The following is a 16,275-nucleotide window of genomic DNA, read 5'->3' on the forward strand; positions in this document are numbered from 1 at the left end:
GGATGATCGGCGTCGCCAGCACGAACTCAAGATAGCTGGCGGTCTGATGCCCGATCCAGTCGCGCACCGGCAAGGCCACCAGTTCGCCCATCGTCAGGATGACAAGCGGCACCGCGGCTGCGGCCGAAATCCACATCCGACGCGTGAAGTCGGTCAGTTCCTCGCTTGGCTCGTCAGACGGCACCATCGGCTCCAGCGCCATGCCGCAGATCGGGCAGGCCCCCGGCGCATCGCGGATGATCTCGGGATGCATCGGACAGGTGTACTGGACGTTGGCCGGGGCGGCCTTCTTCTGTCCGGCGGCACGGCCCGAGGCATAGAACCACGGATCAGCATTGAACTTCGCCTGGCATTTTTCCGAGCAGAAATGGAAGGTCTCGCCGTCGAACTCCCCGTGACGCCCGTCAGGCTTGACGGCGACAGTCATACCGCAAACTGGGTCCTTTGCCGTCTCGGTCCCAGCCGGGACGTCGGGGGGCGCGTGATGGTGATCGTTCTCCATGGTCTGCCAGCCTTTCGATCTGTTGTTTCAGTTTGCGGTTTCTAACGACCGGAAGCTCAAGTGCTTTTAGTGATGGTCGTGAGCGCCTTCCCCGACCGGATTGCGCGACAGGAACATCCGCACAAACAGAAATACCAGCGCCATGCCGATCGCCCCAAGGACGACGATAAGAGGGTCGGACAGCCACTTCATTGCGGCGAAGGCAGCCAGCACCACGGCATCAAGTGCAATGGCCGTCAGCAACACCCAGCCTCTCGCGTTGATTTCCTCGCGCTGATGCCGGAACACGCCGAAGTGGATGATCATGTCCATCACCAGATAGAAGAAGGCCCCGAGCGAGGCGATACGGCTGAGGTCGAAGAAGACCGTCAGGAATCCTGCGATCACGACGGTGTAGACAAGCGTGTGGTCCTTGATCGTGCCCGGCATCCCAAAATGGCTGTGCGGGATCATCTTCATGTCGGTTAGCATCGCCAGCATCCGCGACACCGCGAATACGCTGGCGATCAGACCAGACGCCGTGGCCACCAGCGCCAGCGCCACCGTCAGGTTAAAGCCGGTTTGACCGAGGGACGGCTGGGCCGCTTCGGCCAGCGCGTAATCCTTCGCCGCCACTATGCGGTCGAGCGGTAGGCTGGACCCGACCGCGAAGGCCACCAGCAGATAGACGACGACGCAGATGGCTATCGACCAGACGATGGCCCGGCCGACATTGCGGTGCGGGTCGGTGACCTCTGCGCCGCTGTTGGTGATGGTCGTGAAGCCCTTGAAGGCAAGGATGGACAGCGCTACCGACGCCACAAAACCGGTGGCGCCCATGTCTCCACCCGTCGCCTCGAACGAGATTCCGCTCGCCCAGAGGCCGGCGGCCCCGAACAGCGCGATTCCGCCCACTTTCAGAATGGCCATAACAATAGAGAACAGCCCGACCGACCGGTTGCCCGATACGTTTACAAAATAGGCGAAGATGATCAGCCCGACGCCGAGGACTGGGACGAGCACGCTGTCCGGATCACCGCCGAACGCCCGCAGCGTGTAGGTGCCGAAGGTGCGCGCGACGAGGCTTTCGTTGATCACCATCGACAGCGCCATCAGAAGTGCAGCACCCGCCGCGACCGTTGTCGGGCCGTAGGCCTTCTTCAGGATCATCCCGATGCCGCCCGCTGACGGATACGCGTTCGACATCTTGATGTAGGTGTAGGCGCTGAACCCGGTCACGATAGCGCCGACGACGAACGAGAGCGGGAAGAGCGGCCCGGCGAGTTCGGCGATCTGTCCAGTCAGCGCGAAGATGCCCGCGCCGATCATCACGCCGGTTCCCATGGCCACAGCACCCGGGAGGGTAATGCTGTTCTTCTCGTATTCGCTTTTCGTCATGGATTTTCCTTTTCAGGCTTTTGCCGCAGCGCCACCCAGAGCAGCGGCAACCCCGTCACAAGCCCGAGTCCGAGCACCGCCCATGTCGCTCGCCCGAGGTCTCCGCTGACCACCTCACCGCCGAAATGGGCCAGCAGGAAGCTTGCCGGAATGATCCCTGCCAGTGTCGCAATGGCGAACCGCCAAGTATGCAGGCAGCTCAACCCGGCCGCGTAGCTGACCATGTCGAAAGACACGAAGGGCATAAGGCGGCTGGCAAAGACCGTCGCCGACAGAGCGTTCTGCGAGCCGAGCAGCCCGGCATCGACGCGGTCGCCGAACACCCGCCGCATGGCGTCATGCCCCAGAACCCTTGCAAGACCGAAGGCAATCAACGCTCCGAGTTCCGCGCCGATCACGACCACGACTGTCCCCCAGAGATGTCCGTAGGCCGCCCCTGCCGCCAGCGCGATGGGCGCGCTCGGGATTGGGCTGGCAACGACCGCAAGGGTCATAAACGTGACGATCAGGACCGGCCCCCAGAGACCGGCGCGCGCCACCAGAATTTCCAGACGCTCGACGTCCAGAAGGCTGCGCGCCTCGGCGAATACCGAAGGCGCGAACTGCCAGACAGCGAGCAGTCCGATCCCGAGGATCGCTACGCCCGTGAGGATGGCGGCGCGCAGGCTCATCTCAGATCGCCTCGACGGCCTTCGCCAGAAGGTCGCGCACCTCGCCCGCCACGGCCGTCAGTTCGGCGTTCTCGATCGCCTGCATCGACGCCACAGGATCGATAGCGCTGACCTCGACGCCGTCCTCGACTTCGCGCAGGATGACGTTGCAGGGCAGCATCGCGCCCACGCGCGGCTCGATACCGATGGCTTGATACGCCATCTTCGGGTTGCAGGCCCCGAGGATACGATAGGCCGGCATCTCGACATCGAGCTTCTTTTTCATTGTCGCCTTGACGTCGATCTCGGTCAGAACGCCGAAACCATGATCCGCCAGTGCCTTGCGCGCCCGAGCGTCGACATCGTCGATACCGGCGTCGGGGAACATTCGATTGATCGTGTAGGTCATTTCCAAGTCCTTTTTCTCACTTCCGAAGATATTTGATCAGTGCCGCTATGGCCAAAACCACCAGCACGAGGATCAGCAGGCCGAAGAGCCAGCCAAACCCCATTCCGAAACCCATTCCGGAGCCCATGTCGTTCCAGTTCATCATGTCGTCCTTTCAGAGAAAATTTGTGTCATGACGCTCCCTTATTGCGCCTTCCGTCGTCATTGGCAGGACTGTGTTGACGTGGATTAAGGAGCGCCGAATTCATCCGGCGCTCCTGGATCTTGCTTCACTTCAGGGCGGTCACGGTTAGTTTGCCGTTGACCCGGTCTGCGACAAATTCGATCTCCTGTCCTTCGGACATTTTGGCGATCATTCCCTCATCGGCGCGGAACACCATGGTCATCGCAGGCATATCAAGTGCGAACAGGGGACCATGAATGATTGTTACCTTTCCGGCTTCGGTGTCGATCTTCTTGATGGTTCCGGTTGTATACTCGACCTCTGCTTGCGCCATCTGCTCCCCCACCATGATCGGCCCGTGCATGCCGGATTCGTAATGGCCCGGAATCAGACAGGCGAATTCGAACGATCCAGTGTTCGAGAACGTCCAGACAACTTCACCTGACGCTCCCGGATCCAGCCGAACCGAGTTGGGATCGTCATGTTCCATGTCCATCTTGGCCATGGCTTCTTTGTGCTCGGCATTACCCATCATCGTATCGATGACGAATTCATGCTCCAATTCACCGTTGTTGATCACATTAAAGCGGATCGTCTCACCCTGCACGAAATCCAGCGATCTTGGCTCGAACAACATTTCACCATTGTCCGTTTCCCGCATTGTCACTTCAATGGTGCGCGTCACCTTGGCAGGATCACCGGGCATGCCGATCATCATTTCCTTGGCCATTGCAGCGTGATCATCATCGTGTCCGCCCTTGTGTGTTCCGGCAGCGAAGGCTGGCCCGGTGAGAGCGAATGCAAGCGTTGTCGTCAGAAGAAGTTTTTTCATTTCTTTGTCCTGTGGTTTGGTTAGTTGGATCGAAGAGCCCTTCAGCCGTTCGAGGTCGGTCTTGGTGTGAGGATGGTCTTGGGGCTGTTGTTCGTGGCGAACTCTGGCAATTCACCGGTCCATTCATAGGCTTGTTCGCCAGGGGGGTTTTCGTACCAGCCAGGGTCCGAGTAATCGTCCGCATCGATGCCATCGCGCACTTTGACGACCGAGAACATGCCGCCCATTTCTATCGGGCCGTGCGGTCCCCAACCCGTCATCATCGGAATGGTGTTGTCCGGAAGCGGCATTTCCATCACGCCCATATCGGCCATCCCGGCGGTCCCCATCGGCATGTATTCCGGTTGGAACGTGCGGATCTGCCGGGTCAGTTGCGTCTTGTTCACCCCGATGAACGTGGGCACATCGTGGCCCATCGCGTTCATCGTGTGATGCGACTTGTGGCAATGGATTGCCCAGTCGCCCAGGTGATCGGCGACGAACTCGTAGGCCCGCATGGCACCCACAGGAATGTCGATGCTCACCTCCGGCCATTGTGCGGTTTCCGGCACCCACCCGCCATCGGTGCAGGTGACCTTGAAGTCGTAGCCATGCATATGAATCGGGTGGTTGGTCATCGTCAGGTTACCGACGCGCACGCGCACCCGATCGCCCTTGTTGACGACCAGCGGGTCGATATCCGGGAAAATCCGGCTATTCCATGTCCAGAGGTTGAAATCGGTCATCGTCATGATGCGTGGCACATAGGTGCCCGGGTCGATGTCGAACGCATTCAGCATGATGAGGAAATCACGATCCACCGGCATAAAGGTCGGGTCTTTCGGATGGACCACGAACATGCCCATCATGCCCATCGCCATCTGCACCATTTCGTCCGCATGCGGGTGGTACATGAAGGTGCCTGATTTGATCAGATCGAACTCGTAGACATAGGTCTTGCCTGGCGGAATTCCTGGATGCGACAGCCCGCCAACCCCGTCCATGCCCGAGGGCAGGATCATACCGTGCCAATGCACCGTGGTATGCTCGGGCAATTTGTTCGTGACATAGATGCGCACCCGGTCGCCCTCGACCGCCTCTATGGTCGGGCCGGTGGACTGGCCGTTATACCCCCAAAGATGCGCGATCATGCCGTCGGCCAGCTCTCGCTCGACGGGTTCGGCAACAAGGTGGAACTCCTTCACGCCGTTGTTCATCCGGTGTGGCAACGTCCAGCCGTTAAGCGTGACGACAGGATTGTAATCCGGACCCGAAACGGGGCGCGGTGTGATCGCGGTTGCCGCGCTGTCCATCTGCGCCGCCTCAGGCAGTCCCATATTCAGGGACTTGCCCCACGCTTGGCTGGAAACCAGCGTTGCACCTGCGGCGCCGGCCCCGAGTAATTGACGTCGGTTCAACATGTCAGTTCCTTTCAGTGTCCAGCGCCGTCACCGTCGGCCAATGATGCGCCTTCTTCACCAGCACCCGTATTGCCTGCACCGCCGCCATAGATCGCAGCGGTCAGATCAGCCTGGGCCATGTAGAAATCGCGTTTCGCGTTCGCCGCCTCCAGTTCGGCGCCGATCTTTTCGCGCACGTCCATCAGGAGCTCGAAAGTGTTGGTGATCATCCCGTTGTAAGACAGCAGGCCCTCTTGCTCGATGATGGTGTGCAGCGGCACCAGAACGTCGCGGTAGTGTCGCGCGATCTTGTAAGAGGCGTGATATGCGGTCTCGGCCTCCCGCGCTTCCGACCGGACCGTGACGGCACGTTCAGCCAGCACGTTGGCCGCTTGCAGATACATCAGCTCGGCCTTGCGCATCCGGGCCTTGCCTGTGTCGTAGATCGGAATCGCGAATTCGACTTCGACCTGTGGCGTCACGGTCTTTTCGATGTCGCCATCTTCGCCGACTTCTCGTTCAAGCTCGGCACCGCCGACGATTTCAAGATCGCTGACGATGCGAGTCTGTTCGGTTAAGCCGAAAGCCCTGGCTTGCGCTTCCAACCCCAACCTGGCGACCCGCAGGTCTACCCGGTTGGCGAGTGCCCGTGCCTCGATATCGCTGACGCGACCGACAGACCGCGGCAGAGCAGGAAGCGCGTCGGGCACGTAATAGTCCACGTCCGCGCCCCACAGCCCCATCAGCCTGGTCAGATCTTCCTTGGCTCGCGCGGCATTCAGCCGTGCCTTGGCAAGCTGGCCCGCCAGTTCGGCGTTGAACGCCTGTTCGCGGGCCTGCCCGGCCTTGTTGAGCGCGCCCGTCTCGCCCAGCCTGAGCGCCAGTTCCGAACCAGCGTCCGAAGTTGCCTTGGTGCGGGTCAGGTAGCCAACAGTTTCGAAAGCCGCGACGGCGTTGATCCAGGCCTGACGTGTCTGGTAGGCGAGGGTAAGCGTATCATTCACGGCGCTCAGTTGCGCCTCTCGGAAACTGGCATCGGCAATCGCCATCCGCTGCGAGCGGGTGGTCGCATCCAGAATGTTGGCGCGGATCAGGCCCTCGATCGCCCGGTAGGCCCCCAGTTCGGGGGCACCGATTCCCAGAAGCCCGATGGAGACGACGGGATTTTCCGGCGTCGCTTGCTGCCATGCTTCGGCTGCCGACAGCCCCACATTGGCATAGGAGGCCTGTAGACCCTTGTTGTTGAGCAGGGCGACCTGAACGGCGGTATCCGCCGATATCGTCTTGCGATGCACTATGCCGTGCACTTCGCGGCTCAGCGCCTCGTTTTCGGCCTGCGTCTGGGCGAAGACCGTGCGTTTGCCAATCGCTGGGGTGACTTGACCGGCAACATTTGCAAAGCCTGCCTTTTGCTCGGTATAGATGCCGGGCACCGCGGTCGCGCAAGCCCCCAGCAACAGCGGCAAGCTGACCATGAGAGAAAATTTCGTTCTCCGCATCAGTTGCCCTCCGACTGTTCTTGATTGACGGATCGCCAGTCGCGTGGACCCGTCGGGCCACGATAGATGTAGCCAGCCAACGGATCCTGATAAGAGACCCTTGAAGAAACGGTGGGGTCGCTGGGTGCCAGTTGTCCTGCAACTACGGGCAGTGGCATGGGCTCGTAGGCGCACGCGCCAAGTAAGAAGGCCGAAGCCCCCATAAGCAGAAGTATTTTCATGAATGGAACCTGACTGATTGACTTCGGGCTCACGCACAGCTGTGCGCAAGGCAAAAACCCGCTAGGGGTTTTGGATCAGATCAGGAACTGGGGAGGTCGCAGAAAACCGGAGGGTTTGATCGAGGTCGTCTGCACGAGGCGCGCCGCGTATCTGCTGCTGGTCAAATGGTCAGAAAAACCGACGCCCGTCTCGATGAGGACGACCGAAACACATATTCCGCCACAACACTGAGCGGAGAACTGGTCTCCATCATCTGCCATTGACATGGAGCCGCATGTCTCGTGCAGCGTAGCAGACGACGTCGTTCCGTGCGAACCGGCACTGTCCGCATGTTCCGGACTGACGGCAACGGTGTGATGGTTACCATGCGTGCCTGACGCCGCATGGGATGCAGAGGGCGCGGAGAACACCAGAGCAATCGCAAAGCAAAGGCAAACAAGCGCCCTCAGCCAAGCAAAGATATTTATTTGCAGGTGCATCTACGAAATGTACGCAAATTGAGAAGATTTGTAAATCCATCCCGTATGGGAAGGACGCTGACTTTTGCGTGAAATCGCTGGCACTTCGCCAGGAACGCGAGCGCAGCCAACAGGAGAGTGTGTAAGCGGCGAACTGACCGTCCCTTGATCCTCGCCTTCTACTCGCGCCATGCTCGTTCGCATACCGAGTAGAGGAACGTAGCGGACCAAGTCAGCACCATGGAGCCGAGCCGAAGCGCCATTTCTCATCTCCTTCACGAACGTCATGGCGCTGCTGGACGTGATCGCCCGGCGCGAGGGGCGAGTGACTGCCCGTATGATCAAAGAAGATCGCTACTGCATCGACATGCTCAATCAATCCTGGCGATCCGATCGGTCCTTTCGCAGGTCGAAATTATAATCCTGCAGGATCACGCAGATGACTGCGTGGACGATGCGATCCGCTCACAAGATCCCGACGAGCAGCGTAGCAAGTTCAAGGATCTGGTGGAAATTTTCGAGAAAGTTGGCCGGTAGCTAGTAATGGCGAATAAATCACAAGTATTTACGAATACTTAGGGTGGAGAAGGTTTGACGTCAGGCCCATCCCCTCCGCCACTTGCCCTCGCGAAAGCGTTCTCCCGATCCGGCTGCGGCCGGATTTTTCCGTTGTTTTCGGGGGTTATGCGGGTGGGGCTGTTAACCGGCCCACGCCCCGAAGGGCGCACACGCGTTCTCTCCGGGCCGATATTCTCCGGACCTGTTAACCGGGCCTGATCCGGTAAACAGCCTCAAGCCTTTGCTTTCATGCGGATATTGGGATGCTGCAAAGCGTGCTTGTTGAAAAATCCATCCGACTGGCGGATGGAACAGAGATCGAACTGGTTAGTCGGCGGCGCAAGCTGGCCGCATCCCACAAGCGATCCAAGCCAGGCGCGCGTTCCCGCTTTGTGCCGAGTCAAGTGCGTGCTACAATCATCAAAAAGGCGAGGCGAGGCGTAGCTGGCGGCTGACATGGCGTTCGGCCAGACCGACGGCCTCGGCCAGTTCCTGGATTGTGGCGAACTCGCCTGCCTCCATACGCCGCCGCCATCCCCATGCCCGGCCGATGGCGCGCAGGATGTGCGGGTCCTGCGTCTGATCCTCACTCGGGCTGTAATCGGCGGGCGGCATGATCTTGGGCCGTCCGTTTTTCTTGCGCAGCTTCAGGGGGATCAGCACGCGGATCGTGTCACTGCCTCGGGTCATTCGGCGGCCTCCATGTCGCGCGGCGCGATCATTTCGCGGATCACGCCCGCAACGCCTTCGCGCCGGATGTCGACCTCGAGTCCGACGGCGGTAACGGTGACGCGCCGGACCAGAAGCTGGATGATCCGCGACTGTTCGAGCGAAAACAGCTGCGCCCAGAGCGTGTTGAAATCATGCAGCGCCGCGATGGCCTCGGCTTCGGATACCTGATCGCGCTTCAGCGCCGCCACCTGCGTGACCACCTCTGGCGTCTGCAGAATGCGCCGGACCTCGGTGACGATGGCGTCCTCGACCATGCCCGCAGGCAGGCGGGTGGGTACTTGATCGTCGCCGTTGTCGTCCTCCGTGGTGCGGTTCTTGATCACGTCCATCGACACATAATAACGGTAGAGCTTGCCCCGTTTCTTGGTCGCGGTCGGGGTCATGGCTGCGCCGGTATCGGTGAAGATCAGGCTCTTCAGCGGCGCGGGCGTCTGCATGCGGCTGTTGCTGGACCGGGCGTGGCGGTTGCCCTGCAGGATGGCGTCGACCTGATCCAAGACCTTATCGGTGACGATGGCGTCGTGCTCGCCCGGATAGGCCTTGCCCTTGTGGACAGCCTCGCCGCGATAGACGCGATTGCGGAGAACCCGATAATGCGCGCGGACAGATCATTCGGGCAACTGTCGCAAAACACGTCCAGGCCATCGCCGATTGCGATCATGGAAACGACCGTTTCGGGGACATACAGGCGCAACTTTACCGCCCCATCGCCCAGCACCGACAACACCGGGGCGCTGGGGCCGGCAATTTCCCCGTCGCTGCGAATCACATCAAAGACGGTCACGGGTTCGGACAGGGTCAATCTGCGCTGTTCGTGGTTCCAGTTCGCCCTGGATAACGCGGCCTGTGCGGCACTGACCGCCGCTTTGGCCTGCGCGATGGCCTGCGGGCGGGCCGGCAATCGCGCCACGGCAAGTTCTGCTTCGGTTTGCGCAACCCGTGCGGCAGCGATCTGCGCTGCGGTGGTCGCATCATCCTGTTGTGAAACCGTCGCCGCCCCGCGTGACGCCAGGTTTGTGACCCGGTCGCGTGTGCGTTCGGCCTCGACCGCCTGCGCGGTCGCCGATGCCAGGTTCGCCGCGATGACGGCGACTTCTTCGGGGCGTTTGCCTTCCTGCAAATCTGCAAGATGCGCTTGGGCCTGCGTCAGAACTGCCTGGGCTTCGGCAACGGCAATTTCCGTATCTTTTCGTTCCATTTCAACAAGAAGGCCACCCGCCGCGACACGGTCCCCCCGCGCGACATAGACATGTGCGATTTGTGCGACGGCCACCGGGGCAACCAAAATGAAGTTGCCCTCGGCATAGCCGGTGGCGAACGGCGCAGGGGCGGCGCAGGACGCAAAAAGCGATGCGGCGAAGGGCAGGGCGCACAGAAAACTCATATCCTTTGCCTTTCGATAGCGTCGCGAAGATTTGCAATCACGGTGTCGGCCACCTTTTGCGTCTCGGCCGATCCGATTTCATCCCAGCCCATGCGCCGTGTGACAAAGGGCGATGCGATGCGGAAATAGACGATCTGACCGATAAGCGCGAAAACCGCCAGTTTGACATCGGCATCATCGGGGTGTCGCCCCGTCGCCGTGGCCCACAATGTGCAAAGAGCCTTGTGGCGGGGTTCGACAAAACTTGCATAGACGGTTTCGGCAATCTCGCCCGCGCCGGTGATCTCTCGCAGCATGAATGCCACCATGTCCTGCGCCTCTGGCGTTCCGACGATCAGTTGCACAAATGCACGCACAAGTCGTTCCATCTGTGCCGCCGCTGCCTGCTGTGTTGTCGCGTCGTCAAGCGCGCCAGCCGCGTCAAGAACGTCGGTTACACGTTCTGCGACAGCCCCGGCACAGGCCGCGCGCAGCCCCGCCTTGCCACCGAAATGATATGCGATCGAGGCGATATTGGTCTGGGCCTGTGCTGCCAGCTCTCTTGTCGATGTTCCCTCGAACCCGTTGCGCCCAAACAACGCCAGCCCCGCCGCTATAAGGTTGGTCCGCGTGTCATTCTTGTTCTCGCTGACATTCATGGAACCTGGATAGATCAATCGTTTGATTGAATCAACAATTGACCGCTCCCCAACGAAGAAGGCCGGGCCTCATAGGCAACGGCTGATGTCGTAGACAAGGATGACGTCGAAATCCGCGCTTTTAGAAGTGACGGTCTCGATCAGCTGCTTCAGAGCGTGTCGGCCCTCGATCCGCAACCCGCTCTTTCCTTCATCGGCGTAGGTGCGCACGATCTCCATGCCGCGCTGTGCGGCATAGGCCTGGATTGCCGCCGCCTGGTTTTCCGTCGAGTAGCGCTGATGATCGGTAGACATGCGATACTCTGCCGCCCGAATGGGGGACGGTTCATCGCGTGCGTTGTCTGGGAACTCGGGATTCACACCAAGTTCGGCCTCCATCCGCGACGGGAACAATGCATCCAGCGCCGGCGCCGCAGAGGCCCGGGTAGCGTCGTTCGTCATGCAATGAGTTTCCTGCACGATACCTGATTCCACCGCGCACGAGGCCGCTCAAATGACACCGGAGATCTGCATCGGCCGGAACCTGCCACTGAGACATTGGCGGTGACCAAGTATTGTGACATATCAGGTATAGCTTCATCCCCCGAACGCCGGGCTGCGGCAGATCAAGTCAGTTTCTCTTGCCAGGGGGTCTTGTCAGAGGAAGCTGGCTTGAGCCGGGTAGGGTGACCGAGTTCGAAGTGATCTCACACCACCCACGTCACACATACTTCAGGATCATCTCGACCGCTGCTGTCAAATCGTCAACAACCGCTGAGGGTCGGGGTGTAACCCGATCTTCATCGCCAAGGCGATATTTTCCGCTGCGCACCAGGATGCCAAGGCCCAGCCCCGCGCTCAGTGCACCCGCGATGTCGTTTTCGGCATCATCCCCGATCATGGCAGTCTCGGACGCTCTGCACCCAAGACTGGAAATCCCGGCGCGAAAAAAATCCGGGGCGGGTTTGCCCAGAACAATGGCTGTCGTGTCGCTGGCATATTCCAACGCCCGCACGAAGGGGCCCGCATCGAGGCTGAGCTGACCGTCGCCGTCTCGAAACACCCGGTTCGCAGCTAAGGCCAGAAACGGCGCGCCTTTGTGCAGCGCCCGGAATGTGGCGTTCAGATTGGCATAGGAAAATCCCTGTGCTGCATCGCCCAGCACCACCGCGACGGGGCCATCGGTTTTGCAACCCGCGAACTCCTCGGCCAGGTCGGGATGAACCAGCAGATGCGGCACATGACCGTTCTCGGACAACCAGTTCAGCGCGGCGGCGACCGGCGTGATGACGTCGTCGGCTGTGACGATCACATCCAGGGCGCGAAGGTCTGCGACGATCCTGCTTTTGGGGCGCCGAGTGGTGTTGGTCAGAAAGCGGATGGGAAGGCACGCTGCTCGCAGGCGCGCCACAGCCAGCGCCGCCCCCGGCACCCCGCCCGGACCGTCAGTAATTACCCCTGAGATATCGATCAGTACGCCACGGATCATAAGAAGACTTTGGTATTCTGCGATCCACAATACAATGATTCACCCGCTGATAGGGTAAAGACGGCCCTGCCAGAGCTAGGGTAAAGACGGCCCTGCCAGAGCAAACCGGCTGAAGCGCGGGGCAGTTTCGTAGCGTCCATTGATGACAAAAAAGAGGCGCCCCAAGTACTTTCACAGCAGCCCCGTGATCATCGGTATGCCGGTGATGAATGCAGGTTCGTTTCCACTTTCGCCGCGCTACGTCGAGGGTTTGCTGCACGAGCGCGGGATCGACACCAGCCCCGAAACCGTGCGGGACTGGTGGAACCGGCTTATGCTTATGCGTGCACACTCGAACTGGCAGTGGCATCATCCCGCTGAAAAGCGGAGATTGCTGAACATCGTATGAGGTCAGGCAACATATCAGCGGTTTCGTGCGTTGTTGGTCAAAGATGAAACTGCATCCGCAACAAAGGATCCGCTGTCATGCTTATGAAACATTTCCAATCGTCGACCAGCATCGCCCTAGTCATATCGCTGTCCCTGCCCGGACCGCTTTTGGCGCAGGATGAGGCGCAAGCCCTGCCACTGGTCGACCAGTTATCGGTTTGCGGCAAGGGCGTGCCGATCCCCTGCATTACCAAGAATGGTCAGGTCAGGATCGAAACGAACAAGGTGGTGCCCAAATCAGAGGCCGAGTCGATACTGGCTGAAACGGGTGCCGCGAAGGCCTCAGACGCGGTTAGCGCCGCGTCGAGCGATACACCCGCAGGCACCGCGCCGACCAAGCCGCCTGCCGATAATCTGCCAGTGGCCGACAGTGAGAAACCGAACGCCACAGGGTCCGCCGCGAATGGGGCCGACGAACCGGCGCAGCAGCCGGTGGCGCCGACAGCAGACACTGCAACGTCCCCAGTCCCCAAGCCACCCGAGGTTGAGGTGGAAGCAGACACAGACACAGGCACAGACACGACAGGTGCTTCCACGCCCGCAGCGCCTGTGGATGACGCGTCAAAAACAGCGGCCGATGCTGTCCAGCCTGCCACCGAACAACCCGCCATCGAAACCAACCCCCAGCCGACATCGACTGATCAGGCCGACGCTGCCGCTAAGCCGGTAGGCGAGGTGGTAGCGACGCCCATGACCGAACAGCAGCAGGCAGAAAGCGATGCTGCCAAGGCCGAAGCCGAGGCACAGGCCGATGCTGCGGCACAGGCCGAAACGCCTGCCGCCGCCGCGAGTGATACCGCTGCGCCGCCGTCCGAAATCACGACGCAGACCGTCACGAAAGACCAGGCACGCTCCAGCGATGAGGATTTTGCCACGTCAGCCGCAGGCAAGGCAGCGCCTACCGCTTCCGCCACTGCCGAACAGAAAGCCGATAGTGGCCTAAGTGATTTCGAGAAGGTCCTGCTTTTGGGTGCTGGTGCCGTCGCCGTTGGCGCGATCCTGAAAAATGGCGATCGCGTGCGCGCCAATACCGGCGACCGCGTGGTGGTCGAGCGCGACGGAGAGCTTCGCGTCTTGAAGGACGACGATGCTCTGCTCCGCCAGCCGGGCAGCGAGGTCAAGACCGAGACCTTCAATGACGGCTCGACCCGCACCCTGCTGAACCGGCCTGACGGCACCCAGGTCGAAACCGTCCGCGATTCCAATGGCCGCGTGTTGCGCCGCGTTGTGGTTCAGCCGAATGGCAACCGAACCGTTCTGTTCGATGACACTCGCCAGTTCCGGCCCGTCGATGTCAAAGCCTTGCCGCAGCAACGCCAAACGCGCAGCATTGATTATGGCAACAATGCCGACCTCTTGCGGGATGCACTGGCCGCGTCCAGCAACGAGAGCACCCTTCAGCGCAGCTATTCGCTTTCGCAGATCCGCAATATCCGCGCGGTGCGCGAACTGGTGCCCGAGGTGAACCTGAACAATGTCACCTTCGAAAGCGGATCCGCGGCAATTCAGCCAACCCAAGCCGAAAAGCTGTCGGCACTGGGCCAAGCGATGCGCGAAGCGATCAACAGAAACCCGGGCGCGGTTTTCCTGATCGAAGGCCATACGGATGCGGTCGGCGATGCAGCCTATAACCTGACCCTGTCGGACCGGCGTGCGGAGTCGATGGCGCTGGCGCTGTCTGAATATTTTGCCGTCCCGCCCGAAAACCTGGTCGTGCAAGGCTATGGTGAGCGCTATTTGAAAGTGCAGACCGCCCTTGCAGAACGTGCCAACCGCCGCGTTACGGTGCGCCCCATCACGCCGCTTCTGGGTGAGGTTGTGGCCACGCAACAGTGATCAGGAGAAAACGAGAAGCCCCGGTACATCCGGGGCTTTTTCGGTCTCCAAGCCCCCTTTTTCGACCGCAAGCTGATTGCTGTGCATCTTGAGATAGGCCGCGTCGATCATCACCGTGATCGGAACGACGCCTCGAAGGCCAGCCCTTCCATCATCCGGGCGGATGGTGGTGAAGCCGCCCGCCCCCAGCAGGCGCTTCCGACGGAACGCGCGGGCCAGCCCCTTGACCAGCATGTTATCCGCCTTTCGGTTTTGTCGGGCCCTATCGGGCATCCCGCCTTGCGGCTTCGCAGGTTGGATAGGTTCGGCGGCGGATGCGTTCCCGCTTCAAACGCTGGAACAAGCCTTCGGCGACGGCGGTATGACGGCGATTCCCGCACCGGTCTTGTCAGCGGAAAGCTGATTGAACCGCGCCGCCGCTCTGGCCGAGTGGCGTCAACGTGGCGTGGTCTGAAAGTCGTGATCTCCGGAAAACAGCGACTGGTTCGCATTCATCTGGCCGCACCTTCTTGTCGGAAAGGGCGCAACGTTGGTGCATACGGTCGCCCCTCCGCCTTGCCGGACCTGTCTGCCGGCGCGACGTTCATGCGTCTTGTCGGTCTTCCAGAGTGGCAGAAGGCGGCGGATCATCATAGACTGCCCAGCCATAGTCGCGCCCTGTTTGCGGAAGCTCCTGCGGCCGAATATTTCTGGCCATGAACGCCTTGGAAATGAAGTTGGCGGTGATCGGTGCGGTCAGGAACAGGAACAGCGTGATCAGCAGTTCGTGGAACGAAAAGCTGCCTTTCAGCAGGATGAAATACAGCATGGATGCGACCAGCGCGCCGCCCACGCCAACGGTTGTCGCCTTGGTCGGGGCGTGAAGCCGCTGCATCGAGTCGCGCAATTTGACCAGGCCGAACGAGCCGACCAGCCCGAAGATGCCGCTGACGACGATGAAGACGCTGATAAGGATTTCCGCGAAAAGTGTCATGGTTCCACTACTCGATGATGTCGCCGCGCAGGATGAACCGGCAATAGGCGATGGTGGAGACGAAGCCGACCATCGCGACCAGCATCGAGGCCTCGTAATAGATCGCGGTGCCCCTGGCGATGCCATAAAGGATCAGCAGCGCGATGACGTTGATCACCATTGTGTCCAGTGCCAGTATCCGATCGGCGGCGTCGGGGCCGCGCGTGATGCGCCACAGGTTGAACAGCAGGCCGATTGTATAGCATCCGAACGCGAAGGTCAGTGCAACCGGTATCATTCGAAGATCTCCTTCAAACGCCGCTCATAGCGGGCCTTGATGGTGGTGCGCACCGCGCCCGGATCATCGGTATGCAGGCAGTGCACCAGAATGCTTCCGGCGTCGGCCGCAAGCGTCGCCGAAATGGTTCCCGGCGTCATCGTTATCGTCCCCGCCAGAACCGTGATCGCCTCGGGCGATGTGAGGTCGAGCGGTAGGTCGATCCAGTGCGAGCGGATGTCCCGCGATCTTCGAAAGACAATGATCGCGGCGACCTGCACATTGGCCACGAGGATGTCCCAAAAGACGACGAGCGTGTATTCGGCGATGGCCAGGGGCCTTCGCAGCTTCGGGCGGTCGGGCCAATAGGCGGCGGTGGCTATCGGAATGATGATCCCCAACGCCCCGCCCAGCACCAGGTTGCCAAGCGTCACCTTGTTGACCAGCGCAAGCCAGACGAGTGTCAGCGTGACGCTGAGCACCGGATGGGGGACAAGACGCGCAAGCATG

Annotated in this window: 21 protein-coding genes; 3 read left to right on the plus strand and 18 right to left on the minus strand. The window is 60.6% G+C overall.

What is annotated here, in order from left to right; translation table 11 throughout:
* The 8 genes from ACTCHC_RS08975 to ACTCHC_RS09010 all read right to left on the minus strand — a co-directional run.
* The coding region (locus ACTCHC_RS08975; RefSeq protein ID WP_463022145.1) for a heavy metal-binding domain-containing protein at nt 1–502 on the minus strand (502 nt) is incomplete at its 3' end.
* Between the two features lie 66 nt (nt 503–568).
* Nucleotides 569–1,879, minus strand: coding sequence for an APC family permease (locus ACTCHC_RS08980; protein ID WP_463022146.1), 1,311 nt, complete (start codon nt 1,877–1,879; stop codon nt 569–571).
* Complete coding sequence (locus ACTCHC_RS08985; protein WP_463022147.1) at nt 1,876–2,550, minus strand: TVP38/TMEM64 family protein; 675 nt, start codon at nt 2,548–2,550, stop codon at nt 1,876–1,878. Before ACTCHC_RS08985 ends, ACTCHC_RS08980 begins: the two co-directional genes overlap by 4 nt.
* 1 nt (nt 2,551) lies before the next feature.
* A complete protein-coding gene (locus ACTCHC_RS08990) occupies nt 2,552–2,938 on the minus strand; it encodes a DUF302 domain-containing protein (RefSeq protein ID WP_463022148.1) in 387 nt (128 codons plus the stop codon).
* A 16-nt stretch (nt 2,939–2,954) separates the two neighbouring features.
* A complete protein-coding gene (locus ACTCHC_RS08995) occupies nt 2,955–3,080 on the minus strand; it encodes a hypothetical protein (RefSeq protein ID WP_463022149.1) in 126 nt (41 codons plus the stop codon).
* A gap of 127 nt (nt 3,081–3,207) precedes the next feature.
* Nucleotides 3,208–3,933 (minus strand): copper-binding protein, encoded by a 726-nt coding sequence (locus ACTCHC_RS09000; RefSeq protein WP_463022150.1) that lies wholly within the window; start codon nt 3,931–3,933, stop codon nt 3,208–3,210.
* 41 nt (nt 3,934–3,974) lie between these two features.
* Nucleotides 3,975–5,333: a multicopper oxidase family protein gene (locus tag ACTCHC_RS09005; RefSeq protein WP_463022151.1), complete on the minus strand. Its 1,359-nt coding sequence runs from the start codon at nt 5,331–5,333 to the stop codon at nt 3,975–3,977.
* Nucleotides 5,334–5,344: 11 nt separating this feature from the next.
* The gene (locus ACTCHC_RS09010; protein ID WP_463022152.1) at nt 5,345–6,811 is read right to left on the minus strand and encodes a TolC family protein; all 1,467 of its coding nucleotides are present in this window, start codon (nt 6,809–6,811) and stop codon (nt 5,345–5,347) included.
* 920 nt (nt 6,812–7,731) lie between these two features.
* On the opposite strand from ACTCHC_RS09010, the gene ACTCHC_RS09015 reads away from it, so the two are divergent.
* Nucleotides 7,732–8,028 carry a metal-sensing transcriptional repressor gene (locus ACTCHC_RS09015; RefSeq protein ID WP_463022153.1) on the plus strand — a complete coding sequence of 99 codons (297 nt, stop codon included), beginning with the start codon at nt 7,732–7,734 and terminating at the stop codon, nt 8,026–8,028.
* A gap of 441 nt (nt 8,029–8,469) precedes the next feature.
* On the opposite strand, the gene ACTCHC_RS09020 is transcribed toward ACTCHC_RS09015, so the two are convergent.
* The 6 genes from ACTCHC_RS09020 to ACTCHC_RS09045 all read right to left on the minus strand — a co-directional run bounded on the left by ACTCHC_RS09020 (nt 8,470) and on the right by ACTCHC_RS09045 (nt 12,271).
* The gene (locus tag ACTCHC_RS09020; RefSeq protein WP_463022154.1) at nt 8,470–8,739 is read right to left on the minus strand and encodes a hypothetical protein; all 270 of its coding nucleotides are present in this window, start codon (nt 8,737–8,739) and stop codon (nt 8,470–8,472) included.
* Nucleotides 8,736–9,218: a zinc ribbon domain-containing protein gene (locus tag ACTCHC_RS09025; protein ID WP_463022155.1), complete on the minus strand. Its 483-nt coding sequence runs from the start codon at nt 9,216–9,218 to the stop codon at nt 8,736–8,738. The genes ACTCHC_RS09020 and ACTCHC_RS09025 overlap by 4 nt, the downstream gene beginning before the upstream one ends.
* Entirely contained in the window at nt 9,197–10,165 is a 969-nt protein-coding gene (locus tag ACTCHC_RS09030; RefSeq protein ID WP_463022156.1) for an HlyD family secretion protein, read from the minus strand. The genes ACTCHC_RS09025 and ACTCHC_RS09030 overlap by 22 nt, the downstream gene beginning before the upstream one ends.
* Nucleotides 10,162–10,803, minus strand: a complete 642-nt coding sequence (locus ACTCHC_RS09035) for a CerR family C-terminal domain-containing protein (protein WP_463022157.1) — start codon at nt 10,801–10,803, stop codon at nt 10,162–10,164. The genes ACTCHC_RS09030 and ACTCHC_RS09035 overlap by 4 nt, the downstream gene beginning before the upstream one ends.
* 69 nt (nt 10,804–10,872) lie before the next feature.
* A complete protein-coding gene (locus ACTCHC_RS09040) occupies nt 10,873–11,244 on the minus strand; it encodes a recombinase family protein (RefSeq protein WP_463022158.1) in 372 nt (123 codons plus the stop codon).
* A 259-nt stretch (nt 11,245–11,503) separates the two neighbouring features.
* On the minus strand, nt 11,504–12,271 hold the full coding sequence (locus ACTCHC_RS09045; protein WP_463022159.1) for a TIGR01458 family HAD-type hydrolase: 768 nt from the start codon (nt 12,269–12,271) through the stop codon (nt 11,504–11,506).
* A 142-nt stretch (nt 12,272–12,413) separates the two neighbouring features.
* On the opposite strand from ACTCHC_RS09045, the gene ACTCHC_RS09050 reads away from it, so the two are divergent.
* The gene (locus ACTCHC_RS09050) at nt 12,414–12,659 is read left to right on the plus strand and encodes a hypothetical protein (RefSeq protein ID WP_463022160.1); all 246 of its coding nucleotides are present in this window, start codon (nt 12,414–12,416) and stop codon (nt 12,657–12,659) included.
* A gap of 77 nt (nt 12,660–12,736) precedes the next feature.
* Nucleotides 12,737–14,536, plus strand: coding sequence for an OmpA family protein (locus ACTCHC_RS09055; protein WP_463022161.1), 1,800 nt, complete (start codon nt 12,737–12,739; stop codon nt 14,534–14,536).
* On the opposite strand, the gene ACTCHC_RS09060 is transcribed toward ACTCHC_RS09055, so the two are convergent.
* The 4 genes from ACTCHC_RS09060 to ACTCHC_RS09075 all read right to left on the minus strand — a co-directional run bounded on the left by ACTCHC_RS09060 (nt 14,537) and on the right by ACTCHC_RS09075 (nt 16,274).
* On the minus strand, nt 14,537–14,770 hold the full coding sequence (locus tag ACTCHC_RS09060; protein WP_463022162.1) for a hypothetical protein: 234 nt from the start codon (nt 14,768–14,770) through the stop codon (nt 14,537–14,539). It lies immediately after the preceding gene.
* A gap of 349 nt (nt 14,771–15,119) precedes the next feature.
* The gene (locus ACTCHC_RS09065; protein ID WP_463022163.1) at nt 15,120–15,509 is read right to left on the minus strand and encodes a Na+/H+ antiporter subunit G; all 390 of its coding nucleotides are present in this window, start codon (nt 15,507–15,509) and stop codon (nt 15,120–15,122) included.
* Between the two features lie 7 nt (nt 15,510–15,516).
* On the minus strand, nt 15,517–15,786 hold the full coding sequence (locus ACTCHC_RS09070) for a K+/H+ antiporter subunit F (RefSeq protein ID WP_463022164.1): 270 nt from the start codon (nt 15,784–15,786) through the stop codon (nt 15,517–15,519).
* Nucleotides 15,783–16,274: a Na+/H+ antiporter subunit E gene (locus ACTCHC_RS09075; protein ID WP_463022213.1), complete on the minus strand. Its 492-nt coding sequence runs from the start codon at nt 16,272–16,274 to the stop codon at nt 15,783–15,785. Before ACTCHC_RS09075 ends, ACTCHC_RS09070 begins: the two co-directional genes overlap by 4 nt.
* Nucleotide 16,275 lies beyond the last annotated feature (1 nt).

The organism is Actibacterium sp., assembly GCF_055134745.1.